Raw genomic sequence first — 22,281 nt, forward strand, 5'->3', positions numbered from 1 at the left:
CCTTCGACAGGCTCAGGGACCGCGCGCGAGTCAGGGACCGCGCGCGGGTCGGGCGCCGACGTGCTCACGCCTGCTCGACGCGGGGGAAGAGCGGCGACAGGCCGTTCACCGAGGAGCCGGGACGCAGCACGCCCCACTCCCCCGCCTCGCGCAGCGGCTGGTCGTTCAGCCGACCGATGCTCTCGGCCGCGCCGAGCGCGATCCACAGCTTCTCGGTCGAGACCGGCATGACCGGCGACAGCAGCACGGCGAGCGCGCGCAGTCCCTCGGCGGCGGTGTAGAGCACCGTGCCGAGGCGCTCGCGCTTCTCGGGGTCCTTCGCGAGGGCCCACGGCTCGTTGTCGGTGATGTAGCCGTTGAGCGCGTCGACGATCGTCCAGATCGCCGCGATCGCCTCGTCGATGCGGAACTTCTCGATGGCCGCATCGGCGTTCGTCGCGGCATCCGCCACCGTCTGCTGGATCGCACGATCGATCTCGGTCGTCTCGCCGGCCGGCGGGACGATCCCTTCGAAGTACCGCTCGATCATGGCGATCGTGCGGGATGCCAGGTTGCCGAAGCCGTTGGCGAGCTCGGCCTGGTAGCGGGCCGAGAGGTCTTCCCACGAGAAGGAGCCGTCCTGCCCGAACGCGATCGCGGAGAGGAAGTAGAAGCGGTACGCGTCGGAGCCGAAGACGTCGGTGATCTCGGTCGGGGCGATGCCGGTGAGCTTCGACTTCGACATCTTCTCGCCGCCGACGAGCAACCAGCCGTGCGCGAAGACGCCGCGCGGCACCTCGAGGCCTGCGGCCATGAGCATCGCCGGCCAGATCACGGCGTGGAACCGCAGGATGTCCTTGCCGACCACGTGGTAGGCGGGCCAGCGGCGCGCGAACTGCTCGGGATCGTTGCCGTAGCCGACGGCCGTGGCGTAGTTGAGCAGCGCGTCGACCCACACGTAGATGACGTGCGCGTCGTCCCACGGCACCTGAATGCCCCAGTCGAACGTCGACCGCGAGATCGAGAGGTCTTTGAGGCCGTTCTTCACGAATGAGACGACCTCGTTGCGCGCCGATTCCGGGCGCACGAAGTCGGGAACCGTCTTGTAGAGCTCGAGAAGGCGGTCCTGGAACTCGCTGAGCTTGAAGAAGTAGTTCTTCTCCTGCAGCAGTTCGAGGGGCTTGGAGTGGATCGCGCACACCTTGAGACCCTCGAAGGGACCGGTGCCGTCGACGATCTCGGCCTCGGTCTTGAACTCCTCGCAGCCGACGCAGTACAGCGCCTCGAACTCGCCGGCGTAGATGTAGCCCCGGTCGTAGAGCGCCTGCACGAACGTGGCGACCCGCTCCTCGTGGCGGAGCTGGCTCGTGCGGATGAAGTCGTCGTTGGCGACGTCGAGCGTCTTCAGCAGCGGGAACCACGACTCGCCCACGAGCTTGTCGACCCACTCCTGCGGCGTCGCGCCGTTCGCGGCGGCGGCGCGCATCATCTTCTGGCCGTGCTCGTCGGTGCCGGTCAGCATCCAGGTGTCGTCACCGGCCTGGCGGTGCCAGCGCGCGAGCGTGTCCACGGCCACGGTCGTATAGCCGTGACCGATGTGGGGGACGTCGCTCGGATAGTAGATCGGCGTCGTGATGTAGAAAGATCGGCCGGAAGTCACCTCAGGATTCTACGGGGAGGCACCGTCACGGCCGACCGTGTGACAGGTCTCAGCGTTTGACCGCGAGACCGGCCTGATAGAGCTCGCGTGACGAGTGACCGGTGAGCGACGCCACCTCGGCCGCCGCCTCCTTGAGCCGCGTGCCGGCGCGCACGAGTTCGAGCACCTGGGTCACGGCATCCGGGAACGCCACCTCTCGTGCGGTGGCGCCGCCGACGACGATCGCGATCTCGCCGCGGACGCCCTCGGCCGCCCACGCCGCGAGCTCGGCGAGCGTGCCCCGCTTGACCTCCTCGTAGAGCTTCGTCAGTTCGCGGCAGACGGCCGCGGGACGATCGGCGCCGAAGGTCGCGGCGAGGTCGTCGAGAGTGGATGCCAACCGCGACGGCGATTCGAAGAACACCAGCGTGCGCTCCTCGGACGCGAGCTGCGCGAAGGCGCGACGGCGGTCGCCCGGCTTGCGGCGGGGGAAGCCCTCGAAAGCAAAGCGGTCGGTGGGAAGCCCCGCGACGGCGAGGGCCGTGACCACGGCGCTGGGTCCGGGAAGAGCGGTGACCGTCACTCCGGCTGCGGCAGCCGCGGCCACCAGGCCGAAGCCGGGGTCGCTGACGGTCGGCATCCCGGCGTCGCTGAGCACGAGAAGGTCGTCCTCGCGTGCCAGCTCGACGAGCTCGGCCGCGCGCTCTTTCTCGTTGTGGTCGTGCAGGGCGATCAGCCGCGGGCGGTTCTCGACGCCGAGACCCGCGAGCAGCCGCTGCGTCGTGCGCGTGTCCTCCGCGGCGACGACGGTCGCGTTCTCGAGCGCCTCGATGAGCCGTCGCGAGGCGTCGCCCAGGTTACCGATGGGAGTCGCCGCGAGGATGATCACCGTTCCACCTTAGGCTGGGGGCCGTGACCGACGCCCCCGCCCTGCTCCTGTCAGACGAGCGGACGCGCCTGGACCGCTGGCGTGATGCACTGCTCGCCGACCCGCGACGGCTTCGCCTGTGGCGCTGGCTGGCACCGGCCCTCGTCACGCTCGTCGCGGCGGTGCTGCGCCTGATCGACATCGGCAACCCGCACCAGCTGGTCTTCGACGAGACCTACTACGTCAAGGACGCGTGGAGTCAGTGGGTCCTCGGCTACCCCTCGACCTGGCCGGACAAGGCTGACGCGAGCTTCGCCGCGGGTGACACCGACATCTTCACCGGCATCGGCAGCTACGTCGTGCATCCGCCTCTCGGACGCATCCTCATCGGTGCCGGCATGGCGCTGTTCGGGGCGGACTCCGCGACCGGATGGCGCATCGCGGCCGCCGTGTTCGGCACGGCCACCGTGCTGCTGATCTACCTCGTCGCGCGGACGCTCACCCGGTCCATCCCGCTGGCGACAGTGGCATCCGGTCTCTTCGCGATCGATGGCCTCGGGATCGTCCTGAGCCGGATCGCGCTGCTCGACATCTTCCTCACCTTCTTCGTGCTCCTCACGTTCTGGTTCGTCGCCCTCGACCATCAGCGCACGGGCGAGCGGTGGGCAGCGCTGTGGGGCGCTCGAGAAGGCGACGCTCCGATGTGGGGTCCGATTCTCTGGAACCGCCCATGGCTGATCGCCGCCGGGACCGCCGCGGGAGCCGCCACCGCCGTGAAATGGTCGGGTCTGTACGTGCTCGCCGCCGTCGGCATCTACGCCGTGGTCACCGACGCCCTCGCCCGTCGACGGGCGGGAATCGGGCAGTGGCCGATGGATGCCGTGCGCCAGGGCCTCGTCTCGTTCGTACTGCTCGTGCCCGTCGCCGCCGTCGTCTACCTGGCGAGCTGGTCGGGGTGGCTGTTCACCGACGGCGGATACATGCGCTCCACTCCCGTGGAGTCGCCCGGGTTCTGGTCGTGGGTCCCGGCGCCGCTGCAGAGCCTGTGGGCGTATCACGAGGCGATGTACCGCTTCCACGTCGGCCTCGTCACCCCCCACGCCTACGCGAGCCCCGCGTGGCAGTGGCCGTTCCTGATCCGGCCGACGTCGATGTACTGGCACCAGGACGACTACGGCATCAACGGGTGCGGTCTGCCGAGCGGATGCACCGAAGCGATCTCGAGCCTCGCGAACCCGCTCATCTGGTGGGCCGGGATCGCGGCGTCCGCGTATCTGCTCGTGCGCTTCGTCCTGGTCCGGGACTGGCGCTATGCGCTCGTGCTGACGGGCCTCGCCGCGACCTACGTGCCGTGGCTGCTGTACCCCGAGCGCACGATCTTCCAGTTCTACACGGTCGCGATGCTGCCGTTCCTCGTGCTCGCGCTGGCGTTCGCCCTGCGTGACGTGTCACGGGGCATCCGCGGGATGTCCCGTGCGAGCGGGCAGGGCATCGTGGCGGTGTTCCTCGTCGTGTGCGTGCTGCTGTCGGCCTTCTGGTATCCGGTATGGGCCGGGCTGCCGGTGCCGTATGAGTTCTGGCGCCTGCACAACTGGCTGACGACCTGGATCTGACGACGTGACCCGCGGCGACGAGTGGCTGCACGACCCGCGACCGGTGCAGCGGGTCAAGGTCTTCCGCGACGCTCCCGTGGATCGCGCCGCATGGCCCGCGACGGTTCCCGCGGTCGCGCAGTTCCTCGAGGTCGCAGCAGGTGACGGCTGGGAGTTCGGCCCCGGGGTGACGTTCCTCGTCGGCGAGAACGGTTCGGGCAAGTCGACGCTGATCGAGGGCATCGCCGAGGCCGCGGGGCTGCCCGCCGAGGGCGGGTCGACGAACGGCGGCGGAGAGACGCGGCGCACCGAGAGCCCGCTCGGCGAGTGGCTGCGCGTCGAGCGGAGTCCGCGCGCTCCGCGGTGGGGCTTCTTCCTGCGGGCCGAGACGATGCACAGCTACTACTCGTGGCGCGACGATCTCGGCGGCCCGGCGCCCAGCCTGCACGAGATGAGCCACGGCGAGTCGTTCAACAGCATCCTCGACGAGGTGCTCGACCACGAGCGCTACGTCTCGGGCCTGGCGTGCCTCGACGAGCCCGAGGCGGCGCTGTCCTTCTCATCCACGCTCCGCTGGCTGGCATCCCTCGATCGCATGCGATCGCGCGGCACCCAGGTGATCTGCGCGACCCACTCCCCCGTGCTGGCGGCGCTGCCGGGCGCGACGATCCTGGAGCTGGGCGAGTGGGGCATTCGCGAGAGCGCGTGGGAGGACCTGGATCTCGTGCGGTTGCACCGGGGGTTTCTGGAGGCGCCGGGGCGGTATCTGCGGCATCTGCTGGAGTAATCCCCGGCGCGGCCGAACCGAACCTCGCAGTTTGGGCGGAATCACGGAGCATTCGCGTGGAATACTGCGAGATTGGCGCAGAACTCCGAGCTTGGCCGCCGCTTCGCCGCCCCCACCGCCGCACACACCGCCCGACGCGTCAGACGAGTCTCGCGGGAGTCGTAAGCCGTCGCCTCGCCGCCTGGCGTCGGGATGAGACCTGCGATCGAAGCGAAACGCGCGCACCACCCCATACGTGCTCCCTCTATGAGGCGGGTACCGAGCTGATGTCGAGCAAGGAACGCACCTCGATCAGACGCAATGCCAGCCGATCACGAAACGAGGAGCGGCTCACCCGTCTCCAGAAGGAAATGGGAGCGAGATAAACGAGGTCGGAATAAAGCTCGTCGAGTTCCAGATACTCGAGCAGGCTAAAGAGCCGCTCAGTTGGAACGGAAACGCGGTTCCAGTATTCGTACAGTTCGCTGGCCGCGCTGAGAAACCACACGAGCGCCACTTCGTCCGACCCCTCGACGCTCCCACCATCATGGAGGAGCTCACGTACCCGGCCCAGCTCGTCGGATAGAAGAAGTGCGAGGGCTTCCTCCACATCATCGAGCAAGGCACCCTCGGTGTAGCGAGCAAGCTCGATGTCGACCGCGTCTCGCGCCGATAGCAGCTCGAGCTCGAAACCGTAAAGAACGACGGCGCGCGACACCGACTCAAGCGGAATCCACCGCAAGAGCACGTCTCGGGTCAGGTACGCGGTCGACATGTCCTCCCTTCCCGCCGACCAGATCATGCCTCGCCATGGTGTCGTCCACCGTCGCTCGGCCCAGGTCGCTACCTCTCTCGTTTCGTGCGACTGCACCTTCGCAGCCTTTGATGGCTCCGCACTAGGACCCGGTCGTCTTTCGCGCGAGTTTCACCCCCGAGTCCACCCGTCTACCCCGCCCGTGGAGGCAACGTCGAGACCCGAACAAGGCCTTCATCTCCACGATGGCCATGACCGGACAATCCTTAGTCGGGAGTCACTCCGCCAGGCTTCTGCATCGCTCTCGGAGGTCAACAAGTGAGTTTGACGCCCCCAAGGCAGGCCCCTGCGTCGAACGCGGATGAGCCCATAATCAGCAGCGCATGCGATGTTCTGCATTACCCAGTCGCTGCGTTCTGCGAATGACACATCGTCCGAGGAATCTGCCTCCCAGTGCGCATCTAAGAACTCGAGGTATAGCGAAACCGTGGTATCAGTAACGCAAACGACAGGCGCACTGGAGTTGTGCGGACGAATGAGGACTTGCGCGACGCCCGCGGCTGAAGGCGGCACAACAAAGGACACATCTGCACGGCGATCCGTCCCCGGCACCAACGCATCGAAGATATCTCGCAGAACTTTGTCGCGGTCCACGGAAGGTCCTTCCAAAGAAAACCCATAAATTGGAGATCTACAGCCTTCGGATCATCGGTCCGCTCGACACGTTTACAGAAGTATCGTCGGAACATTTGCGCTTCCATCCCTTCAGAAGTGAGCTCGGCCGGGTGAAGTTGAGCGTCCGGCACTCAACGGCTCCGGAGGTACATTTCCAAGTCGTTGACCGTCACTCTGCTTCCGGGAGAACATCGCACCGAGACCGCGTTGGAAACCCGGCGAGGAGGCAACGGCAACGAGAACCACGACGACCACTACCGCGAGCAGCGCCGCCCACCCCCAAGGTCCGAAGGCGAGAAGAGGAGCCGCCGCCGCGATAGCGAACTGCCCGCTCAGGTCGTTCTTCCCGCTCGGGTCCGTCGGCCAGACGTAATCGTCATCAACCCCGCCCTCCACGGGGTCGACCTGCAGGAACCGACCCAATGCCGGCACATACAGGCGCGCGCCCATCTCGACTCGAACCATCCCGCACCGCCGACACCACCGACCCGGCGTACGCCCGCGTCCCGACACGACGGTCCTCCGCGGCATACGGGAACACTAGGTTCGACAACCGCGCCCCATGAGTGATGAAAGCCGTCGAATGCGCAGAGCTACAGTTCAGATCGGATGATGAGCTCGCGCCACAACGCTCTAGCGTCGAGGTTTTCTACCCAGTGGGCTTCCCCAATATTCGCGCGCCGAACCCGGAATCGGTTGACCTTCCACATTCGAATGAGAGCTTTTCTTGCCCACTTTTCGAATGAGACCACGTCGACTCCCGCTACAACCTCTAGCCTTGGGTGGGCACGATAGTCTCTTATTTCGAGTCTCTTGAATTCCGCATCGAATACGACGGACACTTCATCCCAATACTCAGGTTCATACAAGTGACACAGATTAACTTGCGAGTCGACTCGCCGAAAGTACCCGTCGACTTCGAACATGAATACAGGCCACTCGATGTTCACAGCTTACCCCTCAGAATCTACCTTGCCATGGTCGGTGGTTTCCTATCCCTGGCCGACGGTGATAATGCGGCAATCGACTTGCCCAGGCGGGAACTTTTGAGCTAGCGATCCGGTGCGAATGAAGACCCAGTACTCGGCTACCTCGAAAAATGAGATCGGTGCCGCGCCCGCCACCGCGAAAGAATGCAAGTCCCAACTTCGCTCCTTTCATGCTGTGCCCCAGGAGACTACCGATCCGCCCGTAAGTTCCCCCACCAAGCGCTCCCACTAAAGCACCACCAGCGGCACTTCCCGCGAGGCCTTTCCACGAGAATGAAGAAGTACCGGCAGTCCGAGCGGAGTAGGACGCCGCTGCCACGGCGGCCCCCACCGCTGCCCCGGCCACGATGCGGCAGACGACTGTCGCACCGCAGGCGGCGACAGCCGCGATTCCGATGACGGCACCGACCACGTTGACACCAACGTCTAGCCAGCCTCGCCATTCTTCTGCCTGCCCGCTCAGGCCGTTCTTCCCGATCGGGTCCGTCGGCCAGACGTAATCGTTGTCGACGCCACCCTCGACCGGGTCGACCTGCAAGAACCGACCCAACGCCGGGACATACAGGCGGGCGCCCATCTCCACCACCAACGCCGACTCCAACGACTCCGTCAGCTTCTGCGCCCCTTGATGCCAGCCCGTCGTCCCGTTCACCGAACCCGACTCGTTCGCGGCCCCCGTGCCCAAAGCGAGAGTGCCCGCCTCCAGTGGCTGCCCGAACGGGTCGTACAGCTGCACCCCCGACACGGTGGAACCATCTCCCGTCGTGAGCGTGTGCCCCTGCAACGACGGATACGACCACGTGGATGCACCGGAGGCGGGAACATCGACCGTCACCCCGCCAGGCAGGGACAGGAACACCGTCGCCCCGGCATCCCCCGACACCACCGCCCACGGGCTATCCCCCGCACCGGCATACACATACCGCGACGTCACCGCCGGAGCATCACCCGCCGGATCCACCGTCCGCGACACCACACGACCCGAACCATCCCGCACCACCGACCCGGCAAACGTCCGCGTCCCCACATGACGGTTCTCCGCGTCATACGAAAACAACAGATCCGACAAGCGGGTGGTGTTCCCCCGCACGTCATAGGTGATCTCCTCCGCACCAAAGCCGTCATTGACGTGAGACGAGCCCGGAACGGCATCCCGCACATCACTCGACAGCAGTCGATCGGCCCAGTCGTAGCAATACTCCGACGTCGTCACCCGCGCCTGCGACTCCCCCGGCACCGTGTACTTATCGACAGACCTCGTCCGATTACCCGACGCGCCCGCCCACGCATTCGGGCCGCACCCACCCGAAGACGCGAACTCATACGACAACTCATGACCCGGAATCCGCGCCGACACGAGCCGCCCCGCCGCGTCATACCCATACGTCGACTCGAAGACACGACCACCCTGCGAGATGCCCTCGCGCACGATCCACCCCGCCACCGCATGGGTTGCCACTGGACGACTTCAGAAGGTTACTCGAGTACATTTCCATCCGATCGCGGGCGATCGATTGCGGCATGCTTGCGAATGCGCCATGCCAGCCTGAGCGCCTGCTTGCGTCTCGCTATTGTGCTCGGATAGTCGCGACGTCGACCCGATAGCTCCGCGATGAAAAGCGTGCCCACCTGACCGAAAAAGGTATCCACCGAATTGCCCCTTTGGAAAGAAGACCGAGGTAACCCGACACAGATGCAGAAGCAACATCCTTGATAGGTATTCGATAAGTCCGGTACCAACTTCGCACCACTACCTCGTGATCTGACAACCAAACCCCCATGAACCAGGGCCGAATCACCCAGTAAAAGAAAAGTGGGCACAATGGAAGCAATGCGAGTGTTCCCGATCCGACGAAAAGGGGAGACAGAGCCATCATGATCCATGCACTCCCAAGGATAAGTCCGCCGACTCGCGCGCCATTAGCTGAACCGTGAACGTATATGACCGAGGGCTTTACCATGCCAAGTGTTGAGCGCTCGTCAAGCTCGAGACCGACGCCACGCTGATGAGATCGCCATGACGACAAGAACAAGGACGGAGGCAATACCTATGCAAATAGCACAACCTTGAACAATAAGAACTATCCTGAAAAATCCGGCCGAACATGGCCCTGCACCAAGAGCATACGCAGAGGTCATGACAATTGCGGCCGGCATCACCCATGCAGTAGCACCCACGGAGAACGCGGCAAGAATGCTTAACAGTCGACCACCACGAACGCCGCGTGACAGCCACGAGAGAACTACGCACATAAGAAGGGAAAGACCCGTAAGCACAAGAATTTGGAGTGCTAGATTCACCCACGATCCGACCGCGAGTTTGAGAAACCAGTGTTCTCGACGATCGGCACATATGCCCGCTTCTAGCGCAAGAAGAATCATGACTATAGACGCCCCGCCGGATGCAGCGATCAGCACGAGCATCCGACCCGCCGCGATGCGACGGTACATTTCCACAAGTTTCATGCCGCCGTCACCAATTGCACGTCGCCGAGTGCTTACCCGTTGATATTACGCTGGCGCCGGCGACCCACGGGAGCCCCCACCCCTCGTTCGACGATCGGCCGCTTTCGAGATCCCACATGAGAATTCCAGAAGTCACATTTCCCAGCGCGAGAACGCCGGACGCGTGACAGTCCCACTGCTGCCTTACCGTCGGCGTATCGAATTCAGGGCCCACCGCCTCAACGAGCTCCGAGAACCGCACCCCAGAGACAGGCCTAGTGAACCTGGAGAACTGTTTCTGAGACAGCTCCCCCGGGGAATCCCCCGCACCGGCGTACACATACCGCGACGTCACCGCCGGCGCATCACCCGCCGGATCCACCGTCCGCGACACCACACGAACCGAACCATCCCGCACCACCGACACCACAGAACCCGCATACGTCCGCGTCCCCACATGCCGGTTCTCCGCGTCATACGAAAACAACAGATCCGACAACCGCGTCGTGTTACCCCGCACGTCATACGCGATCTCATCCGCACCGAATCCGTCCGCGATCTGCGACGCCCCGGCACCGCACCCCACACCGGAGTAGCGTGAACGTGTTCCCTGCGCAAAACGGCATGGCGAAGGATAGAACAACGACCGCGGCGCATAGGGCAATCTTTCCTCAACCTCGCATTTTCGAACCGTCGCGCGCCATAAAAATCCCCCAGATAAGGTCTTTTACGACCTCGGACCTATTAACGAATCTGCCGAAAGGTGCAAACCTTCGCAACACTCGTCTCCCATGTGAGGCACGGAACGCGAAGGCGGCGACCGACAGTTGCATTCACAACAGCGCCACCCGCGGTCAACTCTCGCTTCGTTCGAACGGCGACAAGCGCAGATCTCCCATTTCGCGCGCCAGTTGGAACTTATCGCGGGCTTCGTCTAGCTTGCCGCCTTCGTATAACAAACATGCAAGGTTGTAGGCCGAATGAGCATCGCCGGAGGTTATCCCCTGTCGATACAGGTCCGCCGCATGATCCTTGTCTCCCTGTTCAGCGAGAAGATTGCCCGCAAGAACGTGAGCACCATAAACCTGAGATTGCACTGCCTCAAGAATGAGCTTTTGATACTCTGCCTCGTCTCCTACGCCGCGTCGCACATGCGCCAGCGGAATTGCTAGGGAGGAATCCACCCGGAGGCCAATTCTCAGGTGAGGTTGCGCTTCTTTCTCAAGGTGCAACTCGTATAAGGAAAGCCCGAGAAGACCGTGGAGACGTGGGTCACCAGGATCACTTCGCAACGCCGCCTCCAGGATCGGCACAGACTCTTCATACAACCCAATCCAGTTGAGCGCGTCCCCAAGAGATCGCGTTGCTTCGGCCGAGCCAAGACTCGCAGCCGTTCGCAGGATCTCTAAACCCTCGAACTCGCCAGCGGGCTCCGACCACACATGCGCACCGAGAACGTACATCGCCGTTGCCAGGTCCTCTGCTGCGCGCAGTTCGTGGACGAGGACTTGCGGCAGAAGAACGCGAGATGCTGTGATGTACGTCGTCCGATCATCTGGTCCCATCGCGCGAATTCTTCGCAAGAACGCCTCGTAGTCATTCCCCGACGATCTCGCTTTTTTCATATTTCTCCCATGGAGAGCATTGTATTCACCACGCAAACCGCTGGTATGGCGCTCGTCTTGACGAATAACCACTATTGCGCTTGTTCTGGTTTGATTTGAAGTTTGGCTTTTCTCGTCCACCGTGATTCTGGGCGTTCTCGTGTTTGTCCGGGGCCTTCCCCTGCTTATCTTCACCATGGCCGCGTCGACCTGCATTGCGAGCGCTGGTTTTTTTGCGGTGCGCCATCTCCATGATGCCGCTTCGCATCGACTCAACTCCCCGCTGGAAGCCTGGAGATGATGCGATCCCGACGAGAACCACGACCACAACGACAGCGATCAGCGCAGCCCACCCCCAAGGTCCGAATGCGAGGAGGGGTGCCGCCGCCGCGATAGCGAACTGCCCGCTGAGGTCGTTCTTCCCGATCGGGTCCGTCGGCCAGACGTAATCGTTGTCGACGCCACCCTCCACGGGATCCACCTGCAAGAACCGACCCAACGCCGGCACATACAACCGCGCGCCCATCTCGACCACCAGGGTCGACTCGAGCGTCTCGGTGAGCTTCTGCGCCCCCTGATGCCACCCCGTCGTCCCGTTCACCGAACCGGACTCGTTCGCGACCCCCGTCCCGATCGCAAGCGTGCCCGCCTCGAGAGCCTGACCGAACGGGTCGTACAACTGCACACCCGACGCCGACGACCCATCCCCCGTCGTCAGCGTGTGACCCTGCAACGACGGATACGACCACGACGCCGCACCCGAAGACGGCACATCCACCGTCACCCCACCCGGCAACGACAAGAACACCACCGGCCCGGCATCCCCCGACACCACCGCCCACGGAGAATCACCCGCACCGGCGTACACATACCGCGACGTCACCGCCGGAGCATCACCCGCCGGATCCACCGTCCGCGACACCACACGACCCGAACCATCCCGCACCACCGACACCACCGACCCGGCATACGTTCGCGTCCCCACATGACGGTTCTCCGCGTCATACGAAAACAACAGATCCGACAACCGCGTCGTGTTACCCCGCACGTCATACGCGATCTCATCCGCACCGAATCCGTCCGCGATCTGCGACGCCCCCGGCACCGCACCCCACACCGGATTCGACAACAACCGATCGGCCCAGTCGTAGCAATACTCGGCCGTGGTGACGGTCGCCGCCGAAGAACCCGGCGCCGTGTACCGATCGACAGACCTCGTCCGATTCCCCGAGGCACCAGCCGCGGTGTTCGGGCCGCACCCACCCGACGACGCGAACTCATACGACAGCTCGTGCCCCGGAATCTTCGCCGACACCAAACGTCCCGCCCCGTCGTACCCATACGTCGACTCGAAGACCCGACCACCCTGCGAGATGCTCTCGCGCACGACCCGCCCCGCCACCGACCGGGACACCTCATCGGTGATCGACGCCGACGAGGGGAACGACCACGTCTGCGACCCGATCGTCCCGCGCCGGTCATCCCACGCCACCCCCAATGCCGAGCCACCGAGGTACGACACCTGCGCGATCCGCTGCTTCGCATCGAACGACGACGCCGCATACACCTGACCGTTGAAGGTCACGGTGGTGGTTTTACCGTCACGGTCGTACGCGAACGCGGTCGTCGAGGCAGGCACGCCGGGCCCGGCGGTCGTCACGCTCAGCACGCGCCCGGTCAGGGGCTGGTACTCGGGACTTGTCACGACGCCCCACACGTCGGTGTAGGACACCACACGGCCGAGGAGGTCGGTCTTGGTCGTGGTCGCCGACGTGCTCGACCCGGGCACGCGCGACCCGGCCACCGTCACGGTCAGACCAGAAGAGGTCGGTGTGTACGTGGTCGTGACCGTGTCGGTCGCGACCCCCGCGCCACCTACCGAGACCTCTTTCACCGTGCGCCCGCGCGCATCGACCGTCGTGCACGACCACGCCTCATCGCCCGTGACACGCGTTCCGGCCGTGCGGCCCATGACGTCGTACACGTAAGAGGTCACGATCGCCGGGCCGCTCGCCGGAGTCGGCCCCGTCGAGGACTTCAGCATCCCGAACTGCTTCGTCCCGGCGGGCACCCCACAGGTGTCCTCCGTCAACGGCTCCGCGTCGCCGTAGTAGGCGCGCGTTGTGCTCTTGGCATCCGTGATCGAACCGGATGCCGCGGCCGCGGGCAGAGCCTTCGACTTCTGCCGTAGCCACCCGCTGCCGTTCACCGACTCGTGGACCGCGGTGCTCTTCAGCGCGAGGCCACCCGGGTCGACGGTCACCGCGGAAACTTGACCGACGATCGGGTCTTGGTACGCCTTCTCCGTGACCAGGGATGGCGCCGCCGCGCCCGGCATGGACGTGGAGTCCTCCACAGCGGAACGGGTCACAAGACCGTAGTCCGGGCGCAACTGGCTCCCGGGGATGACCTCGAACGCTCCCGCGCCCGGAGTTCGCCATTGCAGGTCGACGCGCGCGCCCCCGGCGTTCTCGTAGTACTCCACGCGGACCCGGCGGACCTCGCCCGCGGTGACCTCGAACACCGGGCTGTCCGCCAGGGTCGGCGCCTGATCGACCCAGCGATTGACCATGAGGACGTCGTCGAGCCACACGCGCGAGCCGTCATCGGTGCTGGTCCGCAGCTGGTACGAACCGGCCTGCGGGAAGGTGATCAGGCCGGTCGCCCGGAGGGAGAAGTTATCGGCCGAGATCGTGCCAGGCAGCGGCGATCCGCCACCCCAGTCCTTCTCGAAGACCCCATCCGTGCCTCCGACGCCGAGCGTGTAGGCATCCGGCTTTCCCGAGAGCTTGCGTGTGTTCGAGTAGTACGCCACCTGGAGGCCGCGGAATCCGTCGTCGTAGACCGTGCTCGCCTTCGCCGGCGTGACACCACATTCCGCGAGCCCTTCGGCCCCGGATACGGCGCGACGGTCGGAGCCGAAGCACCCGGGCGGGGCCGCGCTGTACGACTCGACCACGCGATCAAGCGCGTCGTACACACGCGTCGCGACGAGGCCGGTGGCATCGGTCGTCGACAGGACGAGGTCTTTCGCCGGATGCCACTGCTGCGACGTCGTGACCCCGAGCGCGGACGACGACGACGTCTGCCGCCAGGCCGGGTCGAAGGTGACCGTCTGCGACACGCCCGGGAGCCCCGCGATCGATACCGTGGTCTTCCCGTCGAGATAGTCGTAGGTCCGCGACGGACGCGCGTTCTGGCTCACCCCGTCGGGAGCGGGAAGCGTGATGGTCTTCGCTTTCGCCCCCTCGTAGACGATGCGGGTCGCGGCGGGGTCGTCGTCGCTTCCGGTGCCCGAGACGACGCTGCTGTCGTTCGCGGTCGCGTCGCGGATCTGGCTCAGGAGACCGCCCGCACCGCTGTACCCCAGGAGCGTCAGCTCGTCGCCCGGATCGAGGATCGCCGCGAGTTGGCCGTTGCCGTTGTAGAACAGCCGCGACTCCGTGCCGTCGGGGTACGAGATGCGACAGAGCATGTCGGCCGGGGCCTTGGCGAATCCCGTGCCCGGCCGCTCGGGGCAGGCGGAGCGGTCACCGTTCTGGTAGGTGAAAGAGACCTTGCGGGTGTACTGATCTCCGCTCTTCGACACCGGGTCGACCACCTCGGTGGCGACACCGTTGGCGTTCAGGATGCTCTGCGGGGCGGCGGCCTTCCGGATGTCTTCGGGAGGTGTGGCCGAGGCCACGCGCCCCTCCTTCGTGAAGTGGTAGACCGTGCCGTCTTCATCCGTGAAGACGACCCAGCCGTTACCGTCGAGCGAGAGGACGCCGTACTCCCCGCTCGGGGCGGTGTAACCGCCCGACGAGGCCTTCGTGTACGTATGCGCCTTGCCGGTGGTGTCCGTGAGCACCACCGACGCATCCGTGAGCTGCGCCGAGACCCAGTTCGACGATGCCCCGGCCAGAGGAACGGAGGCACCCCAGCCCTGCGGCAGGGTCGTGACGCGCTTCGTGAACCAGTCGGGCGCAACGCTCATGCGGGTCGGAGAGGATGCGCCGTCGAGCGTGTACTCCACCCAGAGGTCGACCGACGCATCGCCGACTTGCTCGTAATACTCGACCTGGATCGGCTTCGCTCCGCCGTCCGACGTGACCGCTGAACCGCTCGACGTGGTCATCGCGCCGATGTCCCACCGATCGATCAGGCGTTGGCCGTCGTACGTGACGCGAAGCCCGTCATCGTGGTTCGCCCCGAAGCGGAGCGGCTTGCCGATCAACTCAGAGGGGACCGTGAGGAACCCCGTCCACCGCGCGAGGAAGTGGTCGGCCGGGATCGCCTCGGCCGGTGCCCCAGTACCCCACTGGAACGACACGGCGGGATCGGTGCGCACCATCGCGGGGGTCTTGTCCGTGAAGGTGTAGGCGGCTGCCGATGTCGGGGCGACACCGCCCGAACGCGCGTCGAAGTACTCCCCCGTCAGGCCCCGGTTCGCGCCCGGCACCTCTTGCGAGTTGTACGTGAACGACATTCCCATCGCGCCGCCCAGCGTCTGCACCGTGGGGGATGCGAAGGAGAGATTCACGTTGCCGTTGGCGAGGTTCGTCGTCACCGCACCGGCAGTGTCATAAGGAGACGGACCGGACGCCCCGAGTCGAAGATCGGTCCGGAGGCGGCGTACCCAGCCGTTCTCGGTGTTGGTGTCTCGCCCGTCATTCGTCGTGACCGTCCACGAGTAGACACCGCCGTCCTGCAGCGTGCCCGGCGGCACCGTCCAGGACGCGACGCCGTCGACGGCCGTCACCCATCCGGAGGTCACGACGGCTCCGGACCTGGCATCCTGTCCCGTCGCGATCTTGAACTGATACGTCATCGACCCCGGTCCATCGGGGTCGCTGACGGCACCCACGCGGAGCTGCGGGGTGAGCGTGGTGACCGTCGTCGGCGTCTCTGTGACGGGGCTGCCCGGCGCGGCCGTCGCGGCGTCGGGCAGCGGCACAGCGTTGGTCGTGAAGCTGTAGACCGGGGACTGGCGGCGCGTCGACTGCCCCCAGAGCCCGTCGAGATCGTCCACCAGTGAGGCGCGCCAGTAATACGTGGTCGCCGCGCGGAGAAGACCCGGCGGTACGTTCCACTGACCGCTTTCGCTCCATCCTCGAGCAGCCACGACGTTCGTCATGTCGGGGTTGGTCGCGACCTCGATCGCATACTGCTGCCAGCGGCCACCTGGGTTCGTGGCACCCAAGGCAAAGTGCGGCGTCAGGGAGACGCCGGTCTGACCGTTCGCGGGGATGCCACCCCACACGGTCGGGTAATCCCACGACTCCACCCACAGCGCGGACTGGATGTGTTTGAAGGAGTACGACGAGCCCTCCCAGCCGCCGATCATGAACGCGGGACGGTCGCCGATGCGGAGATTGCTCGCGAGTCGCGCCGCAACCCCGTCCCCCTGGACATCCGTCCAGTCGGTCCCCAGGGTGTACGAGCCGAGGTGCGAGCCCATGCCGTTGTACGAGAACGCGCTCGCGTGCTGAACCCACCCCGTCTGCGGCGAGGTCGTGCCGTCGTCGTCGTAATCGATCCCCATGGTGGCGGAGGCGATGAACTGCCCCGGCAGGTTGCCGTAGTCGTACGAGACCACCGATCGCCAGTACTTGTTGCGGTTACCCTCGCGGGTGTTTCCGACCATCTGCGCGCCGGCCCACGTCGTGCCGTCGGACTTGTAGGCGGTGGTGCCGTTCGGGGTCTTCACCGTCGGGTCGATCCGCACGGGATACACGCGCGCCGGATCGCTCAGCCAGGTCCGATCCGCACGGACGGTGTACCGCCACGATCCGTCACTCGCCTGCCAGAGCGAGACCGTGAGCGCCGTGCTGGCGCTCTCGCGCTCGCCCTCGACCCCACTCGAGTCGGTGGCGATGGGGGTCGGGATCATCAGCACCTCTGCACCACTCGCGTCGGCGAAGATCACCGAGTCCGCTTCACCGAGGGCGGGAGTCAGGGAGCCCGCGTCGATCCGCCAGGTCCAAGACGAGCGCTTCGCCGGCGCGGCATCCAGAACGAGAGACTCTTTGACCGCACCGGGTTCCACGCGGTACTCCAGGTCAGCACTTCCGAGGACATCCTGATAGGTGAGCTCCTCCCAGTCGTCCCACCACCAGAACGGAGCAGCGAGCTCGCCCGCCTCCGCGCCGAGGAGCGCGAACGACACCTCGTGCCCGTCGCGCGAGACCTCCACGGACGGGGCGTCGTCACGCCCACCGCGGAAGACCGGGTCGAGCGGGTGGTTCCGCACCGTCCAGTCGTCGCCGTCCCGTGAGACGGACGTGTTGACGTCGACCCACTTGCCGTTGTCGTCCCGCGCACGCTCGGGCTCGGACGACACGCGCGTGAGCGTCGCCCCGGAGGCGTTCGTGTAGCGGGTGGCATCCTCGGACTCGTCGACGGGGCGCAGACCGGAGGTGTCGACGGAGCGCTTCTCCCACTCGGCGACGGCGTCTGAGCGGGGCGGCGGCGCGAGGGGCGGGATGGCCTCGTCGCCCCCGGCGGGGAGCGTCTTGTCGGACGGGATGGCGAAAGACCCCTCCGGCAGCTGCGGGGCGGGGGCTGCCTCGTCGATCGACGGAAGAGCGGGGGTGTCCTCCGGCGATGCCTGCGCGGGCCGAAGGGGCGCCGGCGCGACCGCTATCGCGGCATCGAGAGGAACGGCCGCGCCGATGACGAGCGAGACCGTGGCCACCACGGACGTCAGCCAGAAACGAGAAGAGAAGCGCATGCCCACCCCGCGGAAGCCGCCCGACGTGGCGGAGAACGTCGCCTGACGACTCAGGCTGCGCTGAGGTTAGACATCAGGTTTTCCCAGGTTCGGCGGTGCTCCGCGTGTTTCCGCGGCGGGCGTTTTCACCCGCGCTTCGGGCGGGCGGCATCCGGCATTCGCCCTCGGCGCTCGACGGCGAGCGGTGCCGCAGCGCGCATACTCGCGTGGCGCAGCGCCGGCGGCCAGATCTGGACAACCGCCGCGGAACCGGACCATTTCGCGTGCTGCATCCGGATCCGGTGCCACTTTCCGGATCCACGACGTGGGTGCCGAGCTGTGCCCGCGGCGTCGAACCCGGATCCCGCCTCGCGCTCCAGATCCACGACGCACGGGCCGGGTCGTGTCCGCGCGGCGCCCAGATCCGGAGATCCGCCGCAGAACCGGACCATTTCGCGTGCTGCATCCGGATCCGGTACCACTTTCCGGATCCACGACGCGCAGAGCCGGGTTGCGGTCCCCCGGATCACGCGGCGTCGAGCGGACACCCGATCACGCCCCGCGCGGGGAGTCACCGGCCGCGCGCGTCACACCAGCCGCGCGGGATCCGTCGTCGGCAGCGCGCACGTGAACGCGCGGCAGTCGTAGGCCGTCGCCTCACCGCCGAGGGCGGTCTTCCCCTCGAACAGTTCGAAGCCCGCCGCGGCAAAGGCCACGGCCTGCTCCGGCGAGACCACCGCGACCACGTCGGCGGCGACCCGACGCGCGGCGTCGGCGATCTCGGCATCCGTCTCCCCCACGACGACCACCTGGCGCGGGGCGGATGCCAGGCCGAGCGCGACCTCGAGGATCGCGCCGTACGCGAGGGGCGCCGCCAGCGCCGCCTCCGCCGCCGCCCGGACGAGAGTCTCGGCCGCGGTGCGGTACTCCTCCCCCGCACCGAGCCGCCACAGGTCGAGGGCGGCCGCGGCGAACACCGACGGCCCCGAGGGCGACGCGCCGTCGCTCGGCACGCCGTGCGCTTGCATGCCCTGCGCGACCAAGACCGGATCGCCGCCGCCGGGCGGACGGATGCCATCCGGCCCCAGGCACAGGTCGACCAACGCGCGCGCCCGCGAGGCGTAGGCCGCCTCGCCGGTCGCCCGGGCGAGGGCGAAGAGGCCGCGCGCGAGTCCGCCGTAGTCCTCGAGCGTGGCGGGGGCGGCGGAGCGGATCTCGTCGAGAGACGCGCGGCGGAGGGTACCGTCGTCGGCGACGTTGCTCTCAAGCACCGCGTCGGCCGCCCAGCGCGCGGCCTCGAGGAAGCGCGGATCGGTGCGCGCACCGGCCGCGGCGAGGGCGGCGATCGCGTGCCCGTTCCATCCCGTGACGACCTTGGCATCCAGAGCCGGCGGCTGCAGCGCGGAACGGTCGGCGACGCGGTAGTACCCGCCCTCGGTGCGGACGCCGTCGATGATCGACTCGGAATCCTGGGCCGCGGCGATCCCTCCCGACGGCAGCTGCAGGACGTCGACGAGGAAACGGGCGGCGTCGGTCGCGGTGGCCTCGTCCCCGGCGGCGAGGGCGACCTCGACAAGTCCGGCGTTATCGGTGAGCATGCGCTCGTAGTGCGGCACGCTCCAGTCGCGCCGCGTGGCGTAGCGGAAGAAGCCGCCCTCGACGGGATCGTGCAGGTCGGACGCGACCATCGCCGCGAGCGCCCGGGATGCCACGTCTGCGGCCTCGGGAACGTCGGGGCTCAGCGCCGGGTGCTGCAGGAACCGCAGCACGGGCGTGTTCGGGAACTTCGGCGTCTCGAAGGCGGGGCCGGCGGCGAACCCGCCGTACTCGCGATCCTCGCGCGCGGCGACGGCACGTGCCGCGGCGGCGAGCTGATCGAGCGTCGGCGCCGCGTCGGCCGGCACCGTCGCCGCGGCGGCGAGGGCGTCGCGCAGCGAGGAGCCCGTGGCATCCACTTCACTGCGCCGCTCGGTCCACGCCTCGCGGACCGCGGCGAGAACCTGACGGAACGACGGCTGCGGCGGGCGGGGCGTCGGGGGAAAGTACGTGCCGGCGTAGAACACACGGCCTTCGGGACTCGCGAACACGGTCAGCGGCCAGCCCAGGTGGGGCGTGAAGGCCGAGGCGGCGTCGAGGTACGCGGCATCCACGTCGGGATGCTCCTCGCGGTCCACCTTGATCGACACGAAGCCGTCGTTCAGGATGCCGGCGGTCTCGGCATCCTGGAACGACTCGCGCGCCATGACGTGGCACCAATGGCAGGTGCTGTAGCCGATCGAGATCATCACGGGGACGTCTCTCTCGGCCGCGAGCGCGAACGCCTCGCGCCCCCAGGGGAACCACGCGACGGGATTGTCGGCGTGGGCCCGAAGGTAGGGGCTCGAGGCGTTCGCGAGGCGGTTCATGCGCGCGGGAGCGCCGGCCTCAGTTGAGGTCGTCGGGGTGCGTGCCCACGCGGCCCGAGCCGTCACCGGGGTCGACGGCGTCGATCGCGGCCATCTCGTCGGCGGTGAGCTCGAAGTCGAACAGGTCGAAGTTCTCCTCGAGGCGCTCACGGCGCACCGACTTGGGGAACACGATGAAGCCGTGCTGGATGTGCCAGCGCAGCACGGCCTGAGCGGGGCTCTTGCCGTGGGCTTCGGCGGCATCCTTCACCGCGGGAATCTCGAACAGGTCGTACTTGCCCTGGCCGAGCGGGCCCCACGACTCGATGTGCATGTCGTGCTCCTGGCCCCACGCCGCGATCTCGCGCTGGCTGAGGGCGGGATGCAGCTCGATCTGGTCGACCACGGGGGTCACACCGGTCTCGGCGACGATGCGGTCGAGGTGCGGGACGAGGAAGTTCGAGACGCCGATCGAGCGGGCCTTGCCCGCCTCGCGGATCTCGATCATCTTCTGCCACGCGTGCACGTAGTTGTCGTTCTTCGGCGTCGGCCAGTGAATGAGGTACAGGTCGACGGCGTCGAGCTGCAGCTTCTGCAGGCTCTCGTCGATCGCGGCGAGCGGCTCGTCGCCGTCGTGGCGGTCGTTCCAGAGCTTGGTGGTGATGAAGAGCTCGTCGCGCGGGATGCCGCTCGCGGCGATCGCGCGGCCGACACCCTCTTCGTTCTTGTAGATGGCGGCGGTGTCGATGTGGCGATAGCCGACCTCGAGGGCCTCGGACACGGCGCGCTCGGCGTCGTCGGCGGGCACGAGGAACACGCCGTAGCCGAGCTGGGGGATGGAGTTTCCGTCGTTGAGCTGAACTGAAGGAACGGTCATGCATCGAGCCTAGGCGAATCGATTCGGAGCGATCTCGGGGTTGACGGGATCACGACGACGGGGGCTTGGCATCCGCCGCACGCGTGAGGGCCTCGGCCACGAGCCGCACGTTCTCGATGACGGAGCCGGCCGTGACGCGCACCGAGGGCGAGCAGTGACAGGACGAGACACGCGCGGGGCGGCCGGATGCCATCGGCCGCCCCGTCGCGCGCGTTCGGGGATCTCGCCGGGAGGCGTGGTTTACTGACGCCGTGCCCCCCGAACCTTCCGCCGCCCACGCCCGCCGCCGCCCCGTCTCGGGCTGGCGGCGAGGACTGAAGCTCCTCGCCATCGGCCTCACCGTCGCCGTGGTCGCGGCGGTCGCCGTCGGGGGCTACTACGCCTGGTCGCTCTCGCAGCGGTTGCAGGAGGCAGCCGTGCCTCTCCCCGATGCTCCCTCTCAGGCTCCTTCCCTGAGCGAGTACTCGGGCGCGTTCGACGTGCTCATCGTCGGGACCGACGAGTGCGACGACCAGGTCAAAGAGGCGTTCGGCGAGCGGTGCAGCGACCCCGGTGCCGAGGGCGACCGCAACGACGTCAACCTCTTGGTCCACGTGTCGGACGCGCCGCGTCGGGCCACGGTGGTCTCTTTCCCGCGCGACCTGCAGCTCGAGATCCCGGAATGCACGAAGGATGACGGCACGGTGTCGTCCGGGGCGTGGAAGGCGTCGATCAACACGGCGTACGAGGCCGGCGGCCTCGCGTGCGTGGCCAGCACGGTGTCGAACCTCACGGGTCAGCAGATCCCCTTCGCCGCGAAGGTCAGCTTCGGCAACGTCGTGAACATCACCGACGCGGTCGGCGGCGTCGAGGTGTGCATCGGCGGCGACGGTATCGACGACTACGACGCCGGCATCACCTGGGAGCCCGGACCCCGTGTCGTGCAGGGCTACGATGCCCTCGCGTTCCTGCGCACCCGCAAGGGCATCGGCGACGGGAGCGACCTCGCCCGCATCGGCAACCAGCAGCAGTACATGTC

General features: G+C 66.8%; 12 protein-coding genes. 3 read left to right on the top strand and 9 right to left on the bottom strand.

Annotated features, from left to right (window positions below):
* Positions 1-64: 64 nt before the first annotated feature.
* Both metG and rsmI read right to left on the bottom strand, forming a co-directional pair.
* Positions 65-1,639, bottom strand: coding sequence for a methionine--tRNA ligase (gene metG, locus NS220_RS06610; protein WP_058623296.1), 1,575 nt, complete (start codon positions 1,637-1,639; stop codon positions 65-67).
* Between the two features lie 49 nt (positions 1,640-1,688).
* Positions 1,689-2,507 (bottom strand): 16S rRNA (cytidine(1402)-2'-O)-methyltransferase, encoded by an 819-nt coding sequence (gene rsmI, locus NS220_RS06615; RefSeq protein WP_058623297.1) that lies wholly within the window; start codon positions 2,505-2,507, stop codon positions 1,689-1,691.
* 23 nt (positions 2,508-2,530) lie between these two features.
* On the opposite strand from rsmI, the gene NS220_RS06620 reads away from it, so the two are divergent.
* Together NS220_RS06620 and NS220_RS06625 are read left to right on the top strand one after the other, a co-directional pair.
* On the top strand, positions 2,531-4,099 hold the full coding sequence (locus tag NS220_RS06620; protein ID WP_153004184.1) for a dolichyl-phosphate-mannose--protein mannosyltransferase: 1,569 nt from the start codon (positions 2,531-2,533) through the stop codon (positions 4,097-4,099).
* A 4-nt stretch (positions 4,100-4,103) separates the two neighbouring features.
* Positions 4,104-4,865 (top strand): AAA family ATPase, encoded by a 762-nt coding sequence (locus NS220_RS06625; RefSeq protein WP_081323020.1) that lies wholly within the window; start codon positions 4,104-4,106, stop codon positions 4,863-4,865.
* Positions 4,866-5,109: 244 nt separating this feature from the next.
* Here the strand turns inward: NS220_RS06625 and NS220_RS06630 are convergent, their stop codons facing one another.
* From NS220_RS06630 to NS220_RS20025, 7 genes are all read right to left on the bottom strand, one after another.
* A complete protein-coding gene (locus NS220_RS06630) occupies positions 5,110-5,619 on the bottom strand; it encodes a hypothetical protein (protein ID WP_153004185.1) in 510 nt (169 codons plus the stop codon).
* Between the two features lie 1,614 nt (positions 5,620-7,233).
* Entirely contained in the window at positions 7,234-8,721 is a 1,488-nt protein-coding gene (locus NS220_RS19660) for a hypothetical protein (protein ID WP_153004187.1), read from the bottom strand.
* Between the two features lie 1,840 nt (positions 8,722-10,561).
* On the bottom strand, positions 10,562-11,452 hold the full coding sequence (locus NS220_RS19665) for a tetratricopeptide repeat protein (RefSeq protein WP_153004188.1): 891 nt from the start codon (positions 11,450-11,452) through the stop codon (positions 10,562-10,564).
* Positions 11,358-18,023: a PA14 domain-containing protein gene (locus NS220_RS06635; protein WP_153004189.1), complete on the bottom strand. Its 6,666-nt coding sequence runs from the start codon at positions 18,021-18,023 to the stop codon at positions 11,358-11,360. The genes NS220_RS19665 and NS220_RS06635 overlap by 95 nt, the downstream gene beginning before the upstream one ends.
* Positions 18,024-18,589: 566 nt before the next feature.
* Positions 18,590-20,407, bottom strand: coding sequence for a thioredoxin domain-containing protein (locus NS220_RS06640; protein WP_058623301.1), 1,818 nt, complete (start codon positions 20,405-20,407; stop codon positions 18,590-18,592).
* 19 nt (positions 20,408-20,426) lie between these two features.
* On the bottom strand, positions 20,427-21,263 hold the full coding sequence (locus NS220_RS06645) for an aldo/keto reductase (protein ID WP_058623302.1): 837 nt from the start codon (positions 21,261-21,263) through the stop codon (positions 20,427-20,429).
* 49 nt (positions 21,264-21,312) lie between these two features.
* Positions 21,313-21,456 carry a hypothetical protein gene (locus NS220_RS20025; RefSeq protein ID WP_193755292.1) on the bottom strand — a complete coding sequence of 48 codons (144 nt, stop codon included), beginning with the start codon at positions 21,454-21,456 and terminating at the stop codon, positions 21,313-21,315.
* Between the two features lie 58 nt (positions 21,457-21,514).
* Here NS220_RS20025 and NS220_RS06650 point away from each other — a divergent pair.
* Positions 21,515-22,281: LCP family protein (locus NS220_RS06650; protein ID WP_193755293.1), on the top strand; the 767-nt coding region annotated here is incomplete at its 3' end.

This window comes from Microbacterium testaceum (genome assembly GCF_001476655.1).
GTDB lineage: Bacteria > Actinomycetota > Actinomycetes > Actinomycetales > Microbacteriaceae > Microbacterium > Microbacterium testaceum_C.